The organism is Wolbachia endosymbiont (group A) of Yponomeuta plumbellus (assembly GCF_947251575.1).
GTDB classification, from domain to species: Bacteria; Pseudomonadota; Alphaproteobacteria; order Rickettsiales; family Anaplasmataceae; genus Wolbachia; species Wolbachia pipientis.
Genome location: NZ_OX366353.1, coordinates 1,184,715 through 1,208,457 on the forward strand (window position 1 = coordinate 1,184,715; position 23,743 = coordinate 1,208,457).

General features: G+C 35.4%; 22 protein-coding genes, 1 tRNA gene and 1 pseudogene. 13 read left to right on the top strand and 11 right to left on the bottom strand.

Annotated elements, in window-relative coordinates; translation table 11 throughout:
• Positions 1-6 precede the first annotated feature (6 nt).
• The 3 genes from greA (at position 7) to OPR39_RS05890 (ending at position 2,504) form a co-directional block, all read left to right on the top strand.
• On the top strand, positions 7-501 hold the full coding sequence (gene greA, locus OPR39_RS05880) for a transcription elongation factor GreA (protein WP_007549342.1): 495 nt from the start codon (positions 7-9) through the stop codon (positions 499-501).
• 6 nt (positions 502-507) lie between these two features.
• Positions 508-1,152 (top strand): 3,4-dihydroxy-2-butanone-4-phosphate synthase, encoded by a 645-nt coding sequence (ribB, locus tag OPR39_RS05885; protein ID WP_007549343.1) that lies wholly within the window; start codon positions 508-510, stop codon positions 1,150-1,152.
• Positions 1,153-1,223: 71 nt separating this feature from the next.
• Complete coding sequence (locus tag OPR39_RS05890; RefSeq protein WP_012673175.1) at positions 1,224-2,504, top strand: M48 family metalloprotease; 1,281 nt, start codon at positions 1,224-1,226, stop codon at positions 2,502-2,504.
• 27 nt (positions 2,505-2,531) lie between these two features.
• On the opposite strand, the gene OPR39_RS05895 is transcribed toward OPR39_RS05890, so the two are convergent.
• Positions 2,532-2,867, bottom strand: coding sequence for a TrbC/VirB2 family protein (locus OPR39_RS05895; protein ID WP_007550269.1), 336 nt, complete (start codon positions 2,865-2,867; stop codon positions 2,532-2,534).
• Positions 2,868-2,962: 95 nt separating this feature from the next.
• Positions 2,963-3,697, bottom strand: coding sequence for a 3-oxoacyl-[acyl-carrier-protein] reductase (fabG, locus tag OPR39_RS05900; protein WP_015589136.1), 735 nt, complete (start codon positions 3,695-3,697; stop codon positions 2,963-2,965).
• Between the two features lie 266 nt (positions 3,698-3,963).
• On the opposite strand from fabG, the gene OPR39_RS05905 reads away from it, so the two are divergent.
• From OPR39_RS05905 to OPR39_RS05930, 4 genes and pseudogenes are all read left to right on the top strand, one after another.
• Positions 3,964-5,484: an HlyD family type I secretion periplasmic adaptor subunit gene (locus OPR39_RS05905; protein WP_265039344.1), complete on the top strand. Its 1,521-nt coding sequence runs from the start codon at positions 3,964-3,966 to the stop codon at positions 5,482-5,484.
• A gap of 140 nt (positions 5,485-5,624) precedes the next feature.
• Positions 5,625-6,717, top strand: a pseudogene (locus tag OPR39_RS07490) (IS3 family transposase).
• Positions 6,718-6,888: 171 nt separating this feature from the next.
• Entirely contained in the window at positions 6,889-9,465 is a 2,577-nt protein-coding gene (gene polA, locus OPR39_RS05925; protein WP_265039346.1) for a DNA polymerase I, read from the top strand.
• Between the two features lie 50 nt (positions 9,466-9,515).
• The gene (locus OPR39_RS05930; RefSeq protein ID WP_141457300.1) at positions 9,516-10,535 is read left to right on the top strand and encodes a hypothetical protein; all 1,020 of its coding nucleotides are present in this window, start codon (positions 9,516-9,518) and stop codon (positions 10,533-10,535) included.
• Positions 10,536-10,571: 36 nt separating this feature from the next.
• Here OPR39_RS05930 and OPR39_RS05935 read toward each other — a convergent pair whose 3' ends face one another.
• The 4 genes from OPR39_RS05935 to OPR39_RS05950 form a co-directional block, all read right to left on the bottom strand.
• Entirely contained in the window at positions 10,572-11,351 is a 780-nt protein-coding gene (locus tag OPR39_RS05935) for an exodeoxyribonuclease III (RefSeq protein ID WP_265039348.1), read from the bottom strand.
• Positions 11,351-12,058, bottom strand: coding sequence for a uroporphyrinogen-III synthase (locus tag OPR39_RS05940; protein ID WP_141456650.1), 708 nt, complete (start codon positions 12,056-12,058; stop codon positions 11,351-11,353). The genes OPR39_RS05935 and OPR39_RS05940 overlap by 1 nt, the downstream gene beginning before the upstream one ends.
• 244 nt (positions 12,059-12,302) lie before the next feature.
• The gene (locus OPR39_RS05945; protein WP_015589319.1) at positions 12,303-12,794 is read right to left on the bottom strand and encodes a hypothetical protein; all 492 of its coding nucleotides are present in this window, start codon (positions 12,792-12,794) and stop codon (positions 12,303-12,305) included.
• 70 nt (positions 12,795-12,864) lie between these two features.
• Positions 12,865-12,949: transfer RNA gene (locus OPR39_RS05950), tRNA-Leu, on the bottom strand.
• Positions 12,950-13,011: 62 nt separating this feature from the next.
• On the opposite strand from OPR39_RS05950, the gene tldD reads away from it, so the two are divergent.
• The 3 genes from tldD (at position 13,012) to OPR39_RS05965 (ending at position 15,964) form a co-directional block, all read left to right on the top strand.
• Positions 13,012-14,430 (top strand): metalloprotease TldD, encoded by a 1,419-nt coding sequence (gene tldD / locus OPR39_RS05955; RefSeq protein WP_265039350.1) that lies wholly within the window; start codon positions 13,012-13,014, stop codon positions 14,428-14,430.
• A 55-nt stretch (positions 14,431-14,485) separates the two neighbouring features.
• Positions 14,486-14,626 (top strand): hypothetical protein, encoded by a 141-nt coding sequence (locus tag OPR39_RS05960; protein ID WP_153296798.1) that lies wholly within the window; start codon positions 14,486-14,488, stop codon positions 14,624-14,626.
• A 90-nt stretch (positions 14,627-14,716) separates the two neighbouring features.
• The gene (locus tag OPR39_RS05965; protein ID WP_015589317.1) at positions 14,717-15,964 is read left to right on the top strand and encodes an IscS subfamily cysteine desulfurase; all 1,248 of its coding nucleotides are present in this window, start codon (positions 14,717-14,719) and stop codon (positions 15,962-15,964) included.
• 34 nt (positions 15,965-15,998) lie between these two features.
• Here the strand turns inward: OPR39_RS05965 and OPR39_RS05970 are convergent, their stop codons facing one another.
• The 5 genes from OPR39_RS05970 to OPR39_RS05990 form a co-directional block, all read right to left on the bottom strand.
• Complete coding sequence (locus OPR39_RS05970; RefSeq protein WP_265039352.1) at positions 15,999-16,934, bottom strand: Rpn family recombination-promoting nuclease/putative transposase; 936 nt, start codon at positions 16,932-16,934, stop codon at positions 15,999-16,001.
• A gap of 267 nt (positions 16,935-17,201) precedes the next feature.
• Positions 17,202-18,365 carry a 1-deoxy-D-xylulose-5-phosphate reductoisomerase gene (gene dxr / locus OPR39_RS05975; protein ID WP_015589315.1) on the bottom strand — a complete coding sequence of 388 codons (1,164 nt, stop codon included), beginning with the start codon at positions 18,363-18,365 and terminating at the stop codon, positions 17,202-17,204.
• 82 nt (positions 18,366-18,447) lie between these two features.
• Entirely contained in the window at positions 18,448-18,945 is a 498-nt protein-coding gene (locus OPR39_RS05980; RefSeq protein WP_007548965.1) for a hypothetical protein, read from the bottom strand.
• A 320-nt stretch (positions 18,946-19,265) separates the two neighbouring features.
• Positions 19,266-19,967: an ABC transporter ATP-binding protein gene (locus OPR39_RS05985; RefSeq protein ID WP_006279859.1), complete on the bottom strand. Its 702-nt coding sequence runs from the start codon at positions 19,965-19,967 to the stop codon at positions 19,266-19,268.
• Positions 19,960-20,742, bottom strand: coding sequence for an MlaE family ABC transporter permease (locus OPR39_RS05990; RefSeq protein ID WP_265039354.1), 783 nt, complete (start codon positions 20,740-20,742; stop codon positions 19,960-19,962). The genes OPR39_RS05985 and OPR39_RS05990 overlap by 8 nt, the downstream gene beginning before the upstream one ends.
• A 339-nt stretch (positions 20,743-21,081) precedes the next feature.
• On the opposite strand from OPR39_RS05990, the gene rpmF reads away from it, so the two are divergent.
• From rpmF to OPR39_RS06005, 3 genes are read left to right on the top strand one after another with little or no spacing between them, the layout of a single operon-like run.
• Positions 21,082-21,264, top strand: a complete 183-nt coding sequence (rpmF, locus tag OPR39_RS05995) for a 50S ribosomal protein L32 (protein ID WP_041573607.1) — start codon at positions 21,082-21,084, stop codon at positions 21,262-21,264.
• Positions 21,265-21,274: 10 nt separating this feature from the next.
• The gene (gene plsX, locus OPR39_RS06000; RefSeq protein WP_265039446.1) at positions 21,275-22,312 is read left to right on the top strand and encodes a phosphate acyltransferase PlsX; all 1,038 of its coding nucleotides are present in this window, start codon (positions 21,275-21,277) and stop codon (positions 22,310-22,312) included.
• Positions 22,305-23,261, top strand: coding sequence for a beta-ketoacyl-ACP synthase III (locus tag OPR39_RS06005; RefSeq protein WP_265039356.1), 957 nt, complete (start codon positions 22,305-22,307; stop codon positions 23,259-23,261). Before plsX ends, OPR39_RS06005 begins: the two co-directional genes overlap by 8 nt.
• Positions 23,262-23,743: the final 482 nt, after the last annotated feature.

The window sequence follows — 23,743 nt, forward strand, 5'->3', positions numbered from 1 at the left end:
GTGATTATGGCTTCATCCATTATTAATAAATTTCCTATGACGAGGGAAGGTTTTGAGAATATGCAAGCCGAACTTGAAAAATTAAAGGAAGAAAAACCTTCTGTGATACAGGCTATTTCTGATGCTCGTGATCAAGGTGATTTGTCTGAAAACGCAGAGTATCATGCAGCACGGGAAAGGTTAGGTTTTATTGAAGGCCGTATAATGGAGATAGAAAGTAAGCTCTCACATGCGGAAGTAATAGAAGTAAAAAATTTGTCTGGTGATTCAGTAATGTTTGGTGCAACTGTGACATTAAGCATGTTAAGTGATAATAACGGTGAAGTGGAATATGTTTATAAGGTTGTAGGCGAATATGAAGCTGATGTTTCAAAGCAGTTAATATCTACTAGTTCACCACTTGGGAGTGCCTTAATCGGCAAAAAAGTCGGTGAATATGTGGAAGTGACAGTGCCAAATGGAGAGAAATTGTATAAAATAGTTAAGATTGAATTTAAGTAAATTATTATGGTACAGGCCACTTATGCTTCAATGAGTCTACCAGGTATTTCTTCTGTGGAAGATGTATTAGAGGATGCTCGTTCCGGTAAATTATTCATTTTAGTTGATGATGAAAATAGAGAAAATGAAGGCGATTTGATTGTCTTAGCTGAGAAAATAAAGCCGGAACATATGGCTTTTATGGTTAGGTACGGTACAGGGGTTGTTTGCTTAGCAATGACTAAATTTCACATGAAAAGGTTGGGCCTTAATTTCATGGAAAAGAAAAATATTGGTGAAAATCATACCGCATTTACTACATCAATTGATGCACGTTATGGCATTACAACCGGTGTTTCAGCAGAGGATAGAACGAAAACTATACATGCTGCTATCAACAAGGATGGTACTCAGGATGACATCATAACTCCAGGTCATGTTTTTCCTGTAATTGCACATAAAGGTGGGGTGGCACAACGTGCTGGTCATACTGAAGCGAGTGTTGAAATGGCGAAGTTAGTAGGGTTTGATCATTCAGCAGTTATTTGTGAATTAGTGAATGATGATGGCTCTATGATGCGCTTACCTCAGTTACTTAAATTTGCTGAACAACATAAAATTAAGTTAACTACCATCGACAAACTTATCAGTTACGTTAAAAATTTAAACTAGCGTTTATAAATTTGTATAATTTAAGTGTTAAAATATAGGATTTCTATAAATTATACAAGCACAGAATTTTCATGTTTAGAGTTGCTAAGTTTTTGACCTTATTGTTCTTTTTTGCATATTGTAATAATGCTTACTCTATTAACATTATTAGAGATAGTGAAGTGGAAGCAATAGTGAAAGAGCTAGCGCAACCTTTATTTTCTGCTGCGGATATTGATCATGAGCAAATAAAAGTTTTTATAATTAATGACAATTCGATTAATGCTTTTGTAATTAACAATAACAGTATTTTCATTCATTTAGGACTTTTACAATATTCGGCTAAACCTTATGTCCTGCTTGGTATATTAGCACATGAGATTGCTCACATATCTGCTGGTCATATATTGCAAATGAGTAGTGCTATGGGTTATTTTCAATCGATAGCAATGATTAGTTATATGGTAGGATTAGTTTCTAGTATTATCATTAACCCTCAGGTTGCTGGTGCAATTTTGCTTAGTGGTGTAGCGTTTAGTTCAAGGCTATTTTTTAACTATTCTCAAGAGCAAGAAAGTGTAGCAGATAGCTATGCTTTAAGGTATCTTGATGAATCTGGCTATGATAATTCAGGTATGAAAGAGATTTTTGATTATTTTAAAAGTATTGAGCATGAGAACACCGAGGAATATTTCCGCACTCACCCACTTAGTGAGAAACGCATATTTGCTGTACAAAATTATAAGGTTAAAAACAACGTAAAACCAATTTTTGCGGATAAGTTACTAAAGTTTGAGCGTGTGGTTGCAAAGCTAGACTCTTTCTTTGCTCCTATTCATGTGTTATCTAATAAATATGAAGATAATTCTGAGTATGTAAATGCTATAGTTTGCTATAGGCAAGGAAAGATAGAAGAGGCTATTGCTAAAGTTAACTCATTGATTCAAGAATCACACAGTGATCCATACCTATATGAATTAAAAGCAGAAATGCTATACAAGGCCGGAAATTTAAGTGAAGCAATAAAAATGTATGAGGAATCGCTTAGGTATTTATCTGAGAAAAACAGTTATTTAGTGAAACTTGCATTATCTCATACTTTATTATTACACGGTGATGCAAAAAAGGCGATTTTTTACCTGGAGCAGATTTTGAATGTAGAACCAAATAACGCTTTTGTCTGGAAATATTTAAGCATTGCATATAAATGTGAAGCTGATACGGCAATGCATTATTTTGCCTTGACAAAAAAGGCTTGTATTGAAGGTGATTTAAAGCAATTTATGAAATACGCTGAGTTAGCTGTTAAAACTCTACCAAAAGATAGCCCTTATTTGTTGCAAGTTGAAGATATGAAGCGGTTTAATGGATAACAAAAAAGCATTTCTGCACTTTTTGGATTATTTTTGTCCACACTTTTCCAACATAGTTTTTGCTTCATCGCTTACGTTGGGCATAATTTTCGTTATGATAGTTTTAGCGCCAAAAAATACACCACAGAACATGCCAAGAGCAAAGAGGGCTGGCCACGGCATCCTGCCAAATATTGCAAGCAAAGCTGCACCAATTATTACTACCGTCATAAGTGGACCGCCTATCCCCCAAACATAACCAATAATATTGCATATTACTTTAGTTGTGTCATCCATATCAACACCAGGGTTATCTGCATAACCTGAGAAAGAGAAAAGCAATACTACACACAAAACACCAAAAAATCCTATTATAGAGCTCATTTTTTTGCCTCTAAATAATAAATTAACGCAAACCTAAACCTACACATATTTTTATTTTAAAGTAAAAATTATAATTTGTCCATACATAAGTGTTGCTACATAAATAACCCACCATTAATGTTAAGCACATGCCCTGTTATATATTTTGCTTCATCACTTGCTAAAAACAAGACCCCTGCTGCTATTTCTTCCCCTGTTCCCATTCTTTTCATTGGAATATTATCTAATATTTTTCCCTTTTGTCCTTCATTTAAAACTTCAGTCATTTTAGTATCTATAAACCCAGGAGCAATACAATTTACTGTTATATTACGACTTGCAACTTCTTTTGCTATGGATTTGCTCATAGCTATTATTCCAGCTTTAGACGCCGCATAATTTGCTTGCCCGGCGTTTCCTGTCAGCCCTATTATTGAGGAAATATTTATAATTCTTCCCCAATTATTCTTAATTAGTTTTCTGCATGCTTCTCTACTCAGCTTAAATGTAGAGCTCAAGTTAATATCAATTACTTTCTGCCATGCTTCATCTGTCATTCTCAATAATAAACTGTCTCGCGTAATACCCGCATTGCATACGAGCCCGTCAAAGCCTTCCATCAGCTCACTTGCTCTATTTATTAGTTGATTTACTTCCTCAGCATTTGATAAATCACAAGGGAGTACATGCATGTTTTTTTCATATTGTTTAGCAACTTCTTCGAGCACTTCTTTTTTTGTGCCAGAAATACATAAAGTTGCTCCGGCTTTGTGCATAATTTTTACAATTGCTTGCCCTATTCCGCCTGATGCGCCAGTAATCAGGAACTTTCTGCTTTCCAATTTAAGCATAATAACTTTATATTATCTTAATTCCTAACAGAATATTGACTAGTTGGCAATAGATTTCTTACATAATATAAGTAACTCAGATATTCACAAAATAAAGAAAAAGTTATAATAAAGTTAAACGTCAAAAAATTTTAAAAACATAGTTGATGCAGGAATTGTTACTAAATAGTTTATTCTGGTGCTCTACAGTCTAAATGGAATGCTTAAATTATAGATTCTTTGTTTTTGTGTGTTATCTTGAGTTAACACAAATTCACAGTAGTATTATGATAAGTAAGTTAAAAAAGCTTAGCGCTGGATTTTCTTTGACAGGCTTGATTGGCCATGGTGATAATATAAATATGCAAGGAGCAAAAAATAAAAAGAAGAAGTACCCAAAATTTTTGGATAAGACGTTTGCATTGATTGATGCAGTGATAAATTTTATTTTAAAACGCGAAAGTAATAACGTAAATGAAGTCCTGAAAGTAACGTGGGGACCACTATTTTTTGGTCTGGTAGTAATACTCATCTTTTTTGGGATAGGTGGTATTTGGTCGGCTATAGCTCCAATTGACGGTGCGGTGCATGCAAGTGGAGAAGTTATTGTATCTTCAAATAGAAAAATAGTTCAACACTTGGGTGGAGGAATAATAAGCAAAATTTTAGTAAAAGAGGGTCAAGCAGTTAAAAAAGATGGGCCTCTAGTTTTGTTGAGTGATGTTAACGAGAAGGCGAATTTAAGTATCATCAAAGAGAAGCTCTTATCATTTTTAGCAACAGAAGCAAGGCTTCTTGCAATCAGAGTAGATTTGGACACGCTCGAGTTTCCTGATGAGGTTAAAAAATTATCTCACGATGAACTTGTAAATAAAGCGATAAAGAATCAAGTAAAGTTGTTCAACTCTCAGAGAAAGAGCATATTGGGAAAAACAGACATACTGCAACAACGTATAAAGCAGTTAAATGATGAATTAGCGGGGCTAAACTTTCAACTAAATGCAGCTCATAAGCAATATGACTTGATAACTGAGGAGTTGGAAACAAAAAGACAATTACTTGATAGTGGCCATATAAGCAAACCACACATTTTAGCTTTAGAAAAGCAGTTTGCTGAAATTGAAGGCAGAGTTGGACATTACCGTTCTGCAATATCTCAAGTGCAGCAAAAAATTGGAGAGAACGAATTAGAAATTATAAACGTGAGAAATGATTCTCAAGAAAGAGCAAACGCTGAACTTAAGGAAGTTAGTACGTCTATTGCAGACTTGAAAGAGAGACTGATGGTTGCTGAAGATTCATTAGCACGTACAATAATTAAATCGCCTCAAGATGGGATAGTCACAGATATAAGATACCATACTGAAGGTGGTGTTATACAATCTGGAGTTCCGATCATGAGCGTAGTGCCATCGGATGATGACCTAATAATAGATGCTAAAATTCAGACCAGAAACATAGAAGAGATACTGTCAGCACAAAAGAAAGATAGCAACATAGTCTCTATTGATGGGCTAGAAGGGCTAAAGGTTAAAGTTCGTTTAAGTGCTTACAGTGCACGTCGTTTAAGTTTAATTAATGGTATAGTAAGCAATATTTCTCCCGATGCCCTTGATGATCCAAGGCTAGGGCGTTATTATTCAGTACGTGTAGTGATACCAAAACCAGAGCTTGCTCAGTTTAAAAACGTATACCTATACCCTGGTATGCCAGCAGAAGTGTACATAGTTACTCAATCTCGTACTCTTTTATCATTCTTGTTTACGCCTATAATTGCAACAGTCGATAGGTCTTTTATAGAAAGGTAGCTCACTCGTTAAAGTAGTAGTGAAAGTGCCGTAATAAAATTTAGGTACATAATTAGACAATAGGCTTCTTGACCTTACCCAGAAAAAGTAGAGAGAAAGTTAAGACGTTTTTGGAGTAAAATAAAACGTTTTTTCAAAATATGACAAATAGAAGAGAATATACAGCAGAATTCAAATTGGAAGCTGTTAAGCTGACAAATGAACAAAGAAAGGCAGGTCAAACAATTACAAAAATAGCAAGAGATTTAGGAATAAAGGGTGGTTTATTAGGAAAATGGATAAAGAAACACAACGAAAAAAAGTCGGCAGCAGATGCATTTCCAGGTAGAGGTAACATGGCTCCTTACGACAAAGAGAGGTTTGATTTACAAAGCAAAAGTAACAAGAGAAAGAGACATTTTAAAAAAAGCCCTGGCCAGTCAAAAAGAGTAAAATATTTTTTTATATAGTAACTGCTATAAAGTACAGGAATTATGTAGGATTTTCTGCTAGTGGCTACTATAAGTGGACTACAAGGAAAATAAGCAGTAGAGAATCAGCAAATAAAGAGTTATTAGCAGATATTCAAAAAATATATCAAGCTTCTAAATGTAGATATGGAGCTCCTAAAATTCATGCTGAATTAAAGGCTTTGGGTAAAAGTTGCAACTTAAAAACAGTGCAAAGTATTATGCAGAAAAATGGTATTCAGGCTATATTGAGAAGAAAATTTAAAATTAAGAAACAACAAACGGACAGTAGCTCCCAATATATTAGACCAAAACTTTATTGTCGATCAACCAAATAAAGTATGGGATTACTTATATAAAAACCAAAGAAGGATGGCTATATTTGGCAACAATAATCGATCTATATTCACGCATGGTAGTTAATGAGCAGTTCAATAAATAAACAATTGGTTATGGACTCTTTATTAATGGACGTTAACAAGCGTAAACCTGTTAAAAATCTACTGCTGCACAGTGACCAAGGTTCACAATATACTGCGCAAGGGTATCAATATCTCTTAGCTGTAAAGAATATAGATGAGTAATAAAGGCTGTTGTTACGACAATTCTGTTGCAGAAAGCTTCTTTAGCTCATTGAAAAGAGAAATACTTATTGATACTTCACAACACTCTGCTCAACAAACTAGAACTGCAATATTTGAATACATAGAAATTTTTTATAACAAACAACGTCACTATTAACTATTGCATTCCAGAACAATTTGATGCATCATTCTTTTTGTAAAAAACATTCCACACTTTCTCTCCACTTTTTCTGGGTAAGGTCATATGTGTACATCCCCATCATGAATGCTATTTTCGGTAAAATCTCTTACAACGCTCAAAAGCAGAAAAACAAAAACTTGATTTTCTCAGTTAAATAGTGGACCATCAAAAGCACGCATAAATATCTACAATGAAAGAAAAAACTTTCACAATCATCGATGGCTATGGTTTTCTTTTCAGAGCTTACTATGTACTACCTCACTTAATTACCACAACAGGAATGCCAATAGGTGGTGTATATGGCTTTCTGAATATGGTTCTTAAGTACATTGCCCATTCGGACTATTTAACTATAGCACTTGATGCAGGAAAAAAGAATTTTAGGCACGATTTATATCCTGAGTACAAAGCGAACAGAGTAACGCCTCCTGAGGATCTAACTCCACAGTTTACCATACTGAGAGAAGCGGTAGAAGCTTTTAACCTCAGCTATGAAGAGATTGAAGGTTATGAAGCAGATGATATAATCGCAACACTAGCTGCAAAATACGCCAACCACCAAGACTTTAAAGTGGTAGTCGTTTCATCAGATAAAGATTTATTTCAACTCTTGAACCACAATATTTTAATATTCGACCCCATTAAAAATATATATATAGATGAAAAACAAGTAATAGAAAAATTTGGTGTAAACTCACACAAGCTTCTTGATTTATTTTCTCTAACTGGTGATGCATCTGACAACATTCCAGGCGTTCCGGGAATAGGTCCGAAGACTGCAGCTAAATTACTAGATGAATTTGATTCATTGAATAATATTATAGAGAACATTGATAATATCGAGCAAACGAGGATTCGTAATATTCTCACCGAACATAAGGAAAAAGCTCTAATTTCAAGAGAACTTTTATCACTATGCGAAAAAGTAGACCTTCAACATGATATTGCAAAATATGAAGTCCATTCTCCAAATATGGAAAAACTATTATCCTTTTTAAAGAAGTATGAATTCAATTCTTTAATAGGTAAAATGGAAAAGCTTTTTTCCTATAATGGGTCTAGCACAAAAGAGAAAATAGAATATAGTAGTGAAGAGTTAGAGAAATTTTTGGAGCATTGTAGATATGAAGGCAGAATTGCAATTCATTGCCACTTTGAAGACAACTTATTAAATAAAATTTCCTTATCTTATAGCGAAAGTAATATTTTTTATATAGAGCAAGACAGCATACAAGATGCACTTATTACAATTAACTCAACTTTACTCTCAAATGGAGTGCTTAAAATAATACATAACATTAAAGAGATCAGGAAAATCTTCCCTGCAATAGAGAAGATGTTAGATTCAGTTGATGATTTGATGATAATGTCGTATAGCTTGGATACAGGAAAGCATGATCACAGTATTCCAAACATAGTTGCACATAATTTGAGTGGAGATGTAGAAATTTTCTCGGCAAAAACTTTAATAGCAATTCGCGAAAAGCTAAAGCAAAGGTTGTTTCAGGAAAAATTGTTCACAATTTACGAGCGCTTCGATAAGCCACTTATGAAAGTAATATTTGATATGGAGAAAAATGGGATATTACTGAACATACAAAAATTACAGGAATTGTCCGATAAATTTCAGCAGGTAATTGCCGTGCTTGAAGATGAGATATATAACTTAGCAGGGGAAAGATTTAATATTGCGTCGCCAAAACAATTAAGTGATGTTTTATTTAATAAAATGGGGCTTAATAAAAAGAAAAAGTCAAAAAAATCTGGATCGTATAGCACCAATTATGAAGTTCTAGAGGCACTCGAAGAAGAAGGGGTAGAAATCGCAAGTAAAATCTTAAATTGGCGACATTTAAGTAAATTAAAAGGCACCTACACTGATGCGCTAATAAAGCAAGCTGATTCCATTGATGGTAGAATACACACAAGCTTTTCAACGACTGCAACTGCAACTGGAAGGCTGAGCTCCAGCAATCCTAATTTACAGAATATTCCTATCAGAAGCGAAGAGGGAAATCTTATCAGACAAGCATTTATTGCGCCAAAAGGGCATAAGATAATTTCTGCTGACTATTCACAAATAGAATTGAGACTCCTGGCACACGTTGCAAACGTTGCAGCATTTAAAGAAGCTTTTGCAAACGGACAAGATATTCATGAGATCACCGCTAGGCAAGTTTTTGGAGTGCAAGAAATAGATGAGCAATTAAGACGCAAAGCAAAATCCATCAATTTTGGAATTATATATGGCATTAGCCCATTTGGTCTTGCAAAGCGGCTTGGAATTACCATTGCGGAAGCTGCTGAATACATTAATTACTATTTTTCCTGTTACCCAGAAATAAAGGCCTATATGGAAAAAGCAGTGTCTATCGCAAGATTGCATGGTTATGTAGAAACTTTGTTTGGCAGAAGATGCTTTGTAAGAGACATAAACAATACAATTCCTTATATAAGACAATTTGCAGAAAGGGCAGCAATAAACGCACCACTGCAAGGAACCGCTGCTGATATAATAAAACGTGCGACAATTCAGCTTTTTGATCAATTGAAAGTAGGTAAAATAATCCTCCAGGTTCACGATGAACTACTGGTTGAAGTAGAAGACGAAAAGGTGCAAGAAACAGCAAAACTTGTGAAAAATATAATGGAAGGTGTAGTAGAAATTTCTATACCACTTGAAGTAGAAATAAAAGTTGGCGACAACTGGGCTCTTAATTATGACTTAAACATGGCGGATTCTAAGAGTATAGATTATTTGAATTAATATGAAAAATATGCTACAATTGAAGTATAGTAAATGTGAGTAACTCAGTTATGACAAAAATATTAACTCCACAAACAAAGAATTTGGAACCTTCAAATCAGGTAACTAACAAAGATGAGAAAATTTTTGAAAAAGAGGAACATCAGGTAATCTATGATTACTTTGTAAAAGTATTAGAAGGTAAAGCCGAATTAAAGGAGAACAAAGAAATAACTGATTATTTTATATCAGCTTATAAGGACATACTACTTAATAATGTCAATCCAAAAGATATAAAACCACTCAGTGAAGAGAATTTTTCTCAGTTTTTACTTTCCGTATTTGAGAAAATTAGAGAGAAAAAATTAGCTAATGAGGAGAATCTCAAGAATGGTAAAATAAAAGAAGTAGTAGATGACTGTGTAGCTGATATACGCGGTACAGAAGCTAAAGATTCATCCATAAAGTTTGTATTGGAAATGCTGCTGCTAATTGGAGGGATCAAAATAGACCCGAAAAATATTTCTGGCTCCTTTATGGATGGGATGAAAGAAAAAATACCATTCTTAGGTAAAGACAAGAAAGAAGAGGATGAACCACCACTCAGTGATGAAGAGATGGTAACAACGTTCTTAAGCAAGATCTTTTTTCCTGTCCTTCTTTCCACTATTCCAATGTTAATTTTTGGTCCTACTACACTCGGAGTAGTTCTTACTGCTATCGGCACAATATTTGCCATAAAAGGAGGAGTGGAGGTTCTTTTTTCAAATAACAAAAAAGGTACTTTGTATGACCCTAGCTCACAAGATAAAGATGATACAGAAAAGAGAGCAAAACTGAATGGAAAAATTCTCGAGGGCATTGATGATATTTTAAAAACCCCAGTTACAGAAGTTGAGAAAGGCACCTCTGTTTCTGAACAAATTTCCCAAGGAAAAGAAAAGAGTGAACAACAACCTGTTCCTGAGCAAATTTCCCAGGAAAACAACAGGGGAAACGAAGAAAGCAAACAGCAAGATCAACCTTGGACAAGAAAGGAAAACAAACGAAGGGAAGAAAACACAAGCAACAAACAAGCAGGGATTACCTAAGTTTGCCAAAAAGTGAGTTGTGTAAGAGGTCTACTATTATTCTATAGCACATACAACAGGAGTATGGTCAGACGGATTTTCTAGCTTACGCAATCTATCATCTATGTAGCATGTTTCCAATTTATCTACAGCTTGTGGTGATAACAGCATATAATCTATTCGCATTCCTTGATTATTTCTGAGTGAATTGCCTTGATAATGCCACCAAGTGAATTGTTGCAAATTTGGGTGAGATATTCTAAACGCATCTTTAAACCCAAGATTCAAGATCGCTCTTAACTTCTCACGTTCTCTTATATGAAAGCACACTTGGCCATTCAATAAGTTTGAATCAAAGACATCAATTTCATCCGGTGCAACATTATAATCGCCAGCTATAATAGTTAACTCTTCATTCTTTAACAAAGTGCTCATCCTTTCATGTAGATTATCAAAAAACTTGAGTTTATATTCAAATGCTTGAGAGTCCGGGCTTTGACCGTTTGGAACGTATACACTTCCTACCCTTACCTTATGATTGGTGTGTTTTATCACACACTCTATATAACGTGCTTCTTGATGACTTTCCACAATGTCAATTTTAAACTTCTCCAGTATCGGATATTTAGATAAGACACAAACGCCATTTCTTGCAACTTGTCCATAGATAGCATATTCATATCCTAACTTTTCTATCTCTGCGTAAGGAAATTGCTCTTCTGTACATTTTATCTCTTGCAGCAAAATTATATCTACCTGACTATCAACTATAAAACTACAAAGTTGGTTAACTCTTTTGCGTATAGAGTTTACGTTCCAAGTTGCAATCTTTAGCATCAACAATCCTTATTAATTATATCAATTAAACTCTCCCCAGTAGGCAACCTCGATGTTATAATTTTTTTCCATTTGATTAACTTTAAACTATCAGCAATGTTTTTACTCATGGTATATGCAGTTATATTGCTCATCACATGAGATAGCCCACTTTTTAGAACTAATGAACAAAATACCCTTGCTGTCTGTGAGGAAAAAAAAGCAACACTATCAATTTTACCATCCAACAGCAAATTTTTACACCTATTAGTTAGACTCCTTTTAATAATTGTTTTATAGAGTACAACTTCTCTTATGTTAAAATCTTCTTCAGATAATCTCTTTTTTAGATCACATGATACTTCTTGTCCCCTTATATACAAGAACTTTATTGCGTTTGAATAATGAGCTTTTATGAATGATATCAGACCATCAACGTTGCTGTCTGCTGAGATTATATCAGAAAATCCCAAATTTTTTGCAGCCTGCATGGTTGAATTACCAACTGTAATAATCGGAAAGTCATCCTCTTTGCATATTTGACTAAGAGCCTTTACACTGTTTTTACTTGTAGATATCACAACGTCAAATTCGTACGCAGATATATCAGGATTTAAGTACTTTATTGTGAATACTGGTTCTATAAAAACTTTGTATCCATACTTTCTCAATATATTTCTTGTATTGAACGAGTCCAATAAAGGCCTCGTTAATAAAATAGACTTCATTCTGATTTATTTCACTACTAGTAAAATAGTACCCTTTATACACAAATTACTGAATAAAAACTTTTATTTTGATAGCTTGAGCAATTATTCAAGTAATTGATGTGGAAGTAGGAGTACTAAGCTCTCCTACCCCAATAAGCCCACAATTTCTGCTTACACTTTTTTGACGCTAATTACATCGAACTCTTTTGAATGGCTCTCTTCAGTGGAATTATATAGCTAATATTCCTGTATAAGTTAATACTTAAGCTGCTTTTGCAGTTAGGGAGTGGTCATCAGTAGGTTTTTTTGCCTGTGGTTCGCTAATCCTAGTCCGAACGATATTAGTTGCCATAAAGGCACAGCCTAGAATAAAAAAGGCAGTGGAAACAAAAGGAATGATAGGAGATTCAAAGGGCAATATAGGTGTAATTCCTCCTATTAAAAACAAAACGTTAGATGTAATATCAAGACAGATCTTCGTTAGTTTTTCTTGTCCAGGAGTGTTTTCTACACCAAGCTGCTTATTAAGATCACGCTGCCTAAAATGATCAGCTAATGACCATATGTTTAAGGTAGATGAAAGTACACTTAATATAGTGCAGGCAATACTAAAATACAGACTTAAGACAGGAATATTCAAGACCAATGCCGCTATGTATCCAATGAAAGAGATAGTAGATAGTGTAGTAACTAAGCGTTTCGAGTAAGTTCGTACCTTCTTTCTGCAGGCTAACTTATTTTTTTCACTATACATAGCATGAATATTACCTAATATGTTATATTATAACATTAATTAATTCAATAAGCAATATGGAAGCTAAGAGTGCCCGAGAGAAGACTTGAACTTCCACAACTTAAAAAGTTACTAGCACCTGAAGCTAGCGCGTCTACCAATTCCGCCACCCGGGCTTTTTATAGTTTACTATGTTAAAGTTAAATAATATACTTAAACAATTTTTAGTTCAAAGGTAATGCCAAATCTAGATCAAATATTTTTTGCTCAAAACAATGTTAATATTAATAACGTATATAAAATAGTCAATAACGCTTTGAGCAATAGCGATGGTGGTGAGCTGTTTCTAGAATTTTGCCAGTCGGAGTCCCTGGTTTTTGAGGATAACATATTAAAACACATGGACTTGAATACTAGAAGGGGATTTGGTTTAAGGTCTTTTTGTGAAGATAGTACATCTTTCGTTTGTTCTTCTGAGATCAGCGAAAAAGAAATTAGTAATGCTGCTTCTATGGTAAAAAGCTCAGTGTCTTTAAACAAGACAAATTCAATAAATTTAAACGAAGAGACAAAAAGCCTATATTCGAGGATTAACCCTATAAATGAAATGGATCTGAATTCAAAGATTAAGCTACTCAATGAGGTTAATGAGTATGTAAGGTCCAAAAATAACTGCGTGAAGCAAGTAAAAATAACTCTAAGTGGAGAATGGCAAGTTGTACAAATAATAAAGGGTGATCACAGATTAAGCGATATCAGGCCTCTGGTAAGTTTTAATGTGCTAGTCATTGTAGAAAAAGATGGCCGTACCGAAAGAGGTTCTGCAGGGCATGGTGGAAGGGACTCTTATAGTAAGTTTATTTCTGAGAAAAAGTGGAAAGAAGTTGCAAACCAAGCGTTAGAACAAGCACTGGTAAATCTTGAAGCAACTCCAACTCCAGCCGGAGAAATGACAGTCGTTTTAGGTCCAGGCTGGCCAGGAATATTGTTACACGAAGCCGTGGGTCATGGACTTGAGGGCGACTTCAATCGCAAAAAAGTCTCAGCATTTTCAAATTCTGTGGGTAAACAAGTAGCAGCTAGTGACATCACAGTAGTTGATGACGGAACTCTGCCCAATTTGCGCGGCTCTATCAGCGTAGACGATGAAGGCACTCCACCCAGTTATAATATATTGATAGAGGATGGGATCCTAAAAGGATACATGCAGGATCATATGAACGCTAAACTCATGGGTGTAAGCCCAACTGGTAATGGTAGAAGAGAAAGTTATAAAGAAGTTATTATGCCGCGCATGACAAACACCTATATGTTGCCCGGAAAGTATACACCGAAGGAAATAATATCTAGCGTAAAGAAAGGTCTATATGCAGTAAATTTCGGTGGTGGGCAGGTTGATATAACGTCAGGAAAATTTGTTTTTTCATCTTCGGAAGCTTACCTAATAGAAAATGGCAAAATTACACAGCCAGTAAAAGGAGCAACACTAATTGGTGACGGTCAAACAGTGTTGAAAAAAGTATCTATGGTTGGTAATGACTTAAAGTTAGATCCTGGTGTTGGCACATGCTCGAAAGATGGACAAAATGTGCCCGTTGGAGTTGGTCAGCCGACACTCAAAGTCGACGCAATAACTGTTGGTGGAACTGAGATATAGATAAGGGCTAAAACGGATTCCAGCGCACGGCGCACAGCTGTACAAACATTATGATTTGGAAGCAATTGCCACCAATAGGGTGTCATCCCAGTGTCTGGGCACTGCCTTTGTGTTTGAGGCAAAACTGGCTATAACATTTAACACACTGCTTTCGCAAATAAATGTTCGTACAGTTATGTGTCAGCTACTTGGATGACACTTTTGTACTTGATGCAAGATTATATCTTGAAAAAATTAAGTTTTAATGCTATAAAATAATTGTAAATTTTGTCTCCGTGGTAGCTTTATGAATGTTGAAAGTAAAAAAATACACGATGCTAAAATAAAATTACCAATATTTCTTGATTATCAATCTACTACTAAAGTAGATCCCCGTGTTTTAGAGGTGATGATACCTTACTTTGGTGAGTTCAGTAATGCACACTCTCGCAGCCATTCATTTGGTTGGACTGCTGAAGAAGCAGTGGAAAAAGCAAGGAAACACATCGCTGATCTGGTGAACGCAGATAGCAAAGAAATTATCTTTACCTCAGGTGCAACTGAGTCAAATAATACGGCAATCAAGGGCGTTGCTCACTTTTATAAAAATAAAGGAAATCATATAATAACTGTCTGCACGGAGCATAAGTGTGTTCTGGATTCTTGTCGGCATCTGGAAAATGAAGGCTTTAAAGTTACATATTTGCCTGTTAAGCAAAACGGAATTATAGATTTATTAAAGCTTGAGGAAGCAATTACTGATAAAACAATCCTGGTTTCAGTGATGATGGTAAATAATGAAATCGGAGTAATTCAGCCTGTAAAGGAGATTGGTGAAATATGCAGGAAGCGTAATATATTTTTCCACACAGATGCAGCTCAAAGCTTTGGAAAAGTTCCAATTGATGTTAATGAGATGTGCATTGATCTTATGAGTCTCTCTAGCCACAAAATTTATGGGCCTATGGGAATAGGTGCATTATATGTCCGTAGAAAGAATCCTCGTGTTAGGCTGATACCACTAATTAGTGGTGGTGGACAGGAAAGAGGCATGCGTTCTGGAACAGTTCCAACACCTCTTGCAGTTGGTTTTGGTGAAGCGGCACGTATTGCTAAAGAAGAAATGAAAAAAGAAACAACTAGAGTGGAAGAATTAAGGGATATTTTGTATAACAAGATAAAAGAAGCGTTTCCTGATATCGTTTTAAATGGTGATTATGAAAATAGAATTCCTGGCAACCTAAACTTGAGCTTTCCCTATGTTGAGGGTGAGTCTCTCATCATGGCAATCAAGGATTTAGCAGTAAGTTCTGGTTCTGCGTGCACGTCTGCGTCTCTTGAGCCTTCCTATGTCGTACGGTCGCTAAATAATGGCCATGACCTTGAGCATTCATCAATTAGATTTGGCCTAGGCCGATTTACAACTAAAGAAGAAGTTTTGTATGCAGCAGATCTTGTTGCTAAAAATGTTGGCCGACTGAGAGAAATGAGCCCACTTTGGGAGATGGTACAAGAAGGAGTAGATTTGAACACCGTGAAATGGGACTCTCATTAAATGTATCCGTTCCAACTGCAAATGCACTTTGAAATTACTCTGTACCGTTCACACTTAATTCTTCAATCTCACTAATAGAAAGGCCAGTAAACTTGACAATAGTGTTAACATCAACATTATTAGCCAGCATTGCTTTTGCGACTTCGATTTTCCCTTCAATTTTGCCTTCAATTTTCCCTTCCTCTTTACCGATTTTGATGCCTCTTTCTTCGCCAATTTGGATGCCTTTTTCAGTAGCAAGATCAAGTCTGTATTCAAGAATGGCTTCTTCTTTCCGTAGATCCATTATTCTTTCTTCGTAAGCTACTAAATCTTTTTCATTCCAGCTAAACCTGTCTAATTCATCGTAGACTAACTTTATTATTGGTGCTTTTTCTGCTATTTTCCTTAAGTCTTCTTCCGTAGTTTCATCTGCATATTTGAAGAAAAATAACCAACGATCCACTATGCTTTCTAGCTGTTCTTCCTTATTCTTAGGAAATTTAGGTAGTTCAATAAATATAAATTGAAAATCTTTTAAGTCATGCTCATTGGTTTTCTCATCTCTTATAGTGTGGTTGGATATATAATCAACTTCTTCAGGAAGTAAGTTACAATTTGATATAGCAATAAAGAAGACTTTCTTTAAATCAATGTAGTTGCCAGATTTATCTAATTGTCTTGAGTAAGCCTTAGCAGCATACAGTTGAGCTCGTTTTTCGAAGCCTTTATCGCGAGTAAGCTGCATTTCAATCACATACCTGGTCCCACTAGAATCCCTGCAAAGAACATCAACTATACTTTGCTTATCAGAGGCAATTTCAGGATCCATTATAGTACTGAGGAATTCCACTTCTTGTATAGTATTTATCTCGGTAAACCCTAAAATATCATTCAAAAAATGTATGAGAATATTCTTATTTTTTTCAGTGCCAAAGATTCTTTTAAAGGTTAAATCCAGCTTAGGGTCGAGAAACTTAGATAAAGCCATAGCCAAAGTGCTTAAAAATATTAATAATTATACACTATTATTAACAATTATTCAACCATATTTTTGAAGATAGCTATGCCGCCGCGAACCGTCATACCGCCGCGGTATCTCTTAGCCGCTAACAAGTAGCGGGATGACGGTTGTCGGTAAATCTAAGTCAGTTTAGCTATAGGCAGCAATTTTCTGTATTTACTTTAAATTGAAGAAAGATCAAATGAAAGATCGTGTTTTGCTAAAAATCACAGAATGCAGTCTGGTTACATTACTCTAGCTATACGCAACAACTTTACTTTCAACAATTTTGTGAGCAATAATACGACTTTCACAATCAATATTTATTATATCAGATAGTGAATTAATATCAGTATAACTATCAAAACTTTCCATTGTTGATTCCACTACTTCTACTATTTTTAAAAAGCCGATTCGTGACTTCAAAAATTCATTAACAGCTATTTCATTTGCAGCATTGAGCACAATACTGTTTGTTTGTGGAGCAGAAGAGTTTAACACTGCCATGCTAAGCTTTAGCGCAGGAAAACGCTTATGGTCTGGTTCTTGAAAGGTCAATTTTCCTTGCTTTGTTAAATCTAATTTACGATTTAAAGCTGATCTTTCCGGCCAAGACAAAGCATATGAAATGGGAATTGCCATGTCAGTCTCTGCAAGCACAGCAAAGTTGAACCCATCCTTATAAGTTACAATTCCATGTACTATTGACTCAGGATGCACTATTGCTTCAATTTTATCCGGGCTGATGTTAAACAAGTTATGTGCTTCTATTATCTCTAGTGCCTTATTCATCATTGTTGCGCTATCAATCGAGATTTTCTTTCCCATATTCCAAGTGGGGTGACTAAGCGCCTGATCTACTATGACATTTCTTAATTGCTCAGAACTATAATTTAAGAATGGTCCACCAGAAGCAGTAAGTATGATCTTTTCTATGCATTTGTCGTCATTTTGCAAAATTTGAAAAATTGCGTTGTGCTCAGAGTCAATAGAGATTATTTGTACGTTTTTTTCTTTAGCTTTTTTAAGTAATAACTTTCCACCGCAAACAATGCTTTCTTTGTTTGCCAATGCAATGACTTTGGTACCGCTTTCTATAACCTCCATAACTGGCTCAAGGCCTGCAATGCCAACTATTGCAACAACTGAGAGATCAACAGGTATGGTAGCAATATTTGTAGCACCAATTGCTATTTTTACATCTGTACCAAGTAGATTTTCTTTTAAATCTTTGTAAAGCCTTTCATCGGAGATAGCAACATATTTTGCATTTAGCAGTTTTGCTTGGTGTGCCAGTAGAGCAAAGTTCGAATGGGCACTTAGTGCTTCCACTTGGTATTCTTCTTTTCTCTTTGAGAGCAAATCTACAGTCTTTTTTCCAACACTTCCTGTTGACCCTAAAACTGAAACCTTTTTCACTAAGACAAACTCATGTTAATTATAACAACAGCAACTTTTCTTATTAGGCCTTCTCGCATACTATTCAGCAGTTTTTAAGCGTTTAACCAAGTTCATGTCCGTGGTCATCGCCAACAGATGGTGAAGGACCAGGTGAAAAAGATTGACCATGGTGATCACCTGCATCATGCATGTCTTGCAAACCATCAGCATTATGAGCTATTTCGTTATTGGCATGAGGGTAATCATCTGAGTGATGTCCATCATCACCATGAGCCATATCCATTCCTTCTGATGGCATATCTTCCCCACCTCCACCTGAAAAATATTCTGCAAGGCCTTCAAGAAATTTTATGCCAAACATATTACCTGATTTTCCAAACAGCGTTACTAGACTACTACCACTCACCAAACCTTCAAACACGTTACTATAAGCAGCAATTGCTCCTTCATGAAAGTTGAACAACCATTTCATTCCATCCACGACTGTTGAAACAGAGTCACTATGACCAAGACCAAAACCACTTTTCTCACCAGCAGCCTCTTGGTGTTGCTGCTGCGCTTGCCATTCTGCAATATTTGGACCTTGAGCTTCACTCATAAATTTTTACTCTCAACCTTAAGCTATTATTTTATCACAAATATTGCAAAATATCAATAGAGCTTTTGAATATAGCTAATACAAACAATTTCTGTCATCCTATATATAGCTAAACTGACTTACGACAATTTGAAAAACGACAAATTCGTCATTCCGCTACTAGTTAGCGGAATCTATGCCGAGATACCGCGAATGAATCGCGGTATGACGTGTTAGCTATAGGATCCAGTTTGAAAAAAATCTGAATTCCAATGTCCACTACCTTTTACAAAGTTAAAACTTAAAAATATGACTGTTAGCAATAGTGTATATATCTTTAGCTATATATAATGAATGAATTTTTTTATATATTCGTTATTAGTATTTTGTATTTCCTGAACAGTTCCATGGGAAATGATCTCCCCTTCATATAATACTGCTATTTTATCAGCTATTTTAAATGCGCTATGAATATCATGTGTAATCGTGATAATTGTAGGGTTAAGATCTCTAGATAATTTTATTATTATCTCGTTTACTATATCTGACATAATTGGGTCCAATCCTGAAGTTGGTTCATCCAAAATAATGATTTCTGGATTGTGTGCAATCGCCCTTGCAAGTGCCACTCTTTTTTTCATTCCACCTGATAGCTCTATTGGAAACATATCTGCTATGCTTTCCTCCAGTCCAACATCATTTAACTTCTCGATTGCTAGCTGTTTTGCCTCTTTTTTGCTGATATTAAAGCGCTTTTTATAATTAAAAGATATATTTTCCCACACTGTAACGTAGTCAAATAAAGCGGAATTTTGAAATAAAACCCCAAATTTATTTTTGCTTTTACTATTTATTTTAACAGACCCTGAGTCTGGAGCAAGCAAGCCGATAATTGTTTTTGTTAATACAGATTTGCCGCTTCCTGAGCCACCAAGTATGACTAATGATTCCCCTTTTAATATATCAAAATTTAGATCTTTTAGTACTGTCCTATCATCAAAAGATAAGCTTAAGTTCAATATTGATATTATGGGGTTACGCATGTATCAAAGTAATCATGTAGTTTGCTAAAATGATCAGTATGGACGATAAAACAACAGTTGATGTTGTAGCAACACCTACTCCTCGTGCACCTTCTTTGCAATGGTAACCGTAATAGCAGCTTGAGACAGAAATTATGGCGCCAAATACAGTTGCTTTTATTAGCCCAGTTATAAAATCATACGTATTAAAGAACTGAGCTGTGTGTTTAATGTATATATTTAAATTGTGGTTAAATTCGAAGACTGCAGTGATACATCCTCCAAATATTCCTATTAAATCTGCACATACTGTAAGTATGGGAAATGCTATGATTGACGCTAAAATCCTTGGTGCAATTAAATATTTAAAAGGGTTGATGTTCAAGGTTGTAAGTGCATCTATTTGCTCGGTGATGCGCATTGTACCAATTTCTGCTGCAACTGATGATCCAACCTTTCCTACCATTATTAAGCTGATCAAAACTGGTCCTAACTCTTTAATGATAGTGATCGTAACAAGTTTGGGTATTATCTGTTCTTGGTTAATTAATGGGTCACTCAAGCTACTTTGTAAAACTATTGCCGCTCCTATAAAAACTCCAGTGAGCCCAACAATTGGCAGAGAGAAAAAGCCTATCTCTATAATTTGTCTTGCTATGTTGCTAAAATAATATGGTGGCACAAGGCAGTGGTATAGAGATTGAATAAAAAATATGAATGCACTACCAAGCCTTAACAAAAAATTGATAAAGTACCTACCAATTATTCTAACACTATTTATATCAAAAAAGCTCACTTTGTATTCATTTTAGCTAGAGGTTAGTCTTACTGATTTTATTAAAATTTTTATTAACTTTATCGCAAAGTATAGCTGAGATATGTTTTAAGTTCAATATACTTGATGTTTTAATTTAAAGCTTAACCCAAGAAAGGTTTCCCTACGTCATACCGCAATTCATTCGCGGTATAGATTCCGCTAACGAGTAGCGGAATGACGGTTTTTCAAATTGTAGAGCCACTTTAGCTATAGAACTCAATTACATAAGCAAACCTTACTTATTTTACTATCCCTGTTTACTTCCTGTAAAAAACATGTTACTAATGAATTGAATTTTGTAGTAGAATGGAGGAAGTTTTGGCAGTTCCAAAAAGAAAAAAGTCAAAGTCAAGGCGTAATATGCATCGTTCTCATCATGCTATTGAGCCTAAGAATATTGTGGTATGTTCAACAACTGGGGAATTCATGTTGCCTCATAACGTAGCAGTTGATGGCAGTTACAAAGGAAAACGGGTTTTCATCAAGCAACAGGCAGAGTGACTATTATGATATGTTACCTACGGTCAATAATAATATAGTTATTGCACTTGACGCTATGGGGGGCGATTTTGCGCCTCTTTCCGTAATTCATGGTGCTGGTTTTTTTTTAGACAACCTTGTTGACCCAGGCATTAAAGTTTTTTTTCATATTTATGGAGATAAGGAAGAAGTATCTCCTTTGCTTTCAAAATACAAAAAAGTAAGTAACAATTCTGAGTTTACTCATTGTTCTGACAATGTTCTTGCAAATGATAAGCCATCTTTTGCACTGAGGCATCGTAAAGACTCAAGTATGAAAGCTGCCATTGAGGCAGTAAAAAAAGGTAAAGCTTTCGGAGTGGTGTCTTCAGGCAACACCGGAGCATTGATGGCAATTTCCAGATTTATTTTAGGAACATTACCAAACATTTATCGTCCTGCTATTGCCTCTATCTGTCCAACTAAGACAAAAAGCTTTGCTTTGCTTGACCTTGGTGCAAATGTTGATTGTAATGCCGACTCATTATTTCAATTTGCGTTAATGGGTAGTATATTTGCAAAAATAGCATTAAAAATTGACAATCCTGAAGTTGCTTTGCTAAATATCGGCACAGAAGAAGTTAAAGGTAATGACTCAGTGCGCGGCGCTTTTGAGTTGCTTAAAAACGCTCCAGGCATTAATTTCAAAGGGTATATAGAGGCAAGTGAATTTTTAGAGGGTAGTATAGATGTGATTGTTGCTGATGGTTTTGTTGGCAATGTAATGCTCAAAACGGCTGAGGCAACCGCTAGTACCTTTATCAATCTAATAAAGCAGGAAGTATTCAATTCGTGGATAGCGAAAATGCTTATTGGTATATTGTTAAAATCCAAACTAAATAAAGCTTTAACGCGTTTTAATCCCAAAATTAGAAGTGGAGCTATGTTTTTAGGGCTGAATGGTATCATCATTAAAAGTCATGGAAATTCTGATGCTATTTCTTTTGCCCATGCCATAAAATTTGCAGTAAATGCAATTAGTGAAAATTTAAATCAAAAGATAATTAACGGGGTAAGTCATATTGAATAAAAGTTTCATATTAAGCACTGGATCTTACCTACCAAGAAAAATGTTGAGTAACAACGAAATTGCATCGATAGTTGAGACGAGCGATGAATGGATAAGGCAGAGAACAGGAATAGTTCAAAGGCATATAGCAGATGAAGGAGAACTAACGTCAGATCTAGCTGTAAATGCAGCAAAAAGTGCTATAGAAAAAGCTAAAATTTCAGTAGATGAAATTGACTTGATTATAGTTGCTACAACAACTCCTGATAAAACTTTTCCTAGCTGTGCAACGATTGTACAAAGTAAGTTAAAATGTAAAAACGCATTTGCTTTTGATGTACAAGCAGCATGCTCTGGTTTTATATATGCAGTTACAGTTGCTGATTCGCTCATAAAATCTAACAATAGAATTAAATATGCATTGGTTATAGGTGCTGAAATAATGTCTAGGATTGTTGATTGGGAAGATAGGTCAACTTGTGTACTCTTTGGTGATGGTGCTGGTGCAGTGGTGATGAAATCAGAAATGGGTAGAAGCGGCATCATATCAACAAACTTATACTCTGACGGCAATGTGGACATACTATGTACGAACGGAGGGGTATCCTCTACTGGTGATTCTGGAAAAATATGCATGAATGGAAGAGAAGTGTTTAAACATGTAGTGGATAAGTTAACAGCCTCAGTAGAGGAAACTCTGAAATGCAATAATTTGAAAATCACTGATATTGACTGGTTAATTCCCCATCAAGCAAACATTCGTATTATTGAAGCAGTAGTAAAGAAATTAGATTTTCCTATAGAGAAAGTGATTAATACCGTTGATAAGCATGCAAACACCTCAGCGGCATCAATTCCACTGGCCTTAGACTATGCAATACAAGAATCAAAAATAAAATCAGGAAATCTGGTACTGCTGATTTCAATAGGTGCAGGCCTGACCTGGGGTTCCGTGTTGCTGCACTATTAGACTTCCTGCATTACCTCCTGTCATCCAAGTACCCTCTTTGTCATTCCAGTGCCTCTTTCTCCTGTCATCCCAGTAGCCCCTTCGGTGTCATTCCAGTCTGGAATCCAGTTCTTATTGTACATTCACCTGGTGTAAAGTTAAGTTTCCTGGATCCCAGTGTCAGCTACTCGGATGACAAAAAAAGGAGCACTGGAATGACAGCAGTCCTACGTCATACCGCGATTCATTCGCGGTATCTCTCAACATAGATCCCGCTAACAAGTAGCGGGATGACGATTGTCGTTTAGCCATAAATATTAAGAAATTTACCAAATAAAAAAAAGGCAAAAGAAGCCCTGGGGTTATTATCTGCTTTAAAATATTGGCGTTTTTTATGTTTTAAACGCTTGACAAGCGAGATTCAGCCGCTTTTAATTGCAACTAACTTACGCTGCAAATGTTTAAGAAATTTACTAAGCAGAAAAAAAGACAAAGAATCCCCG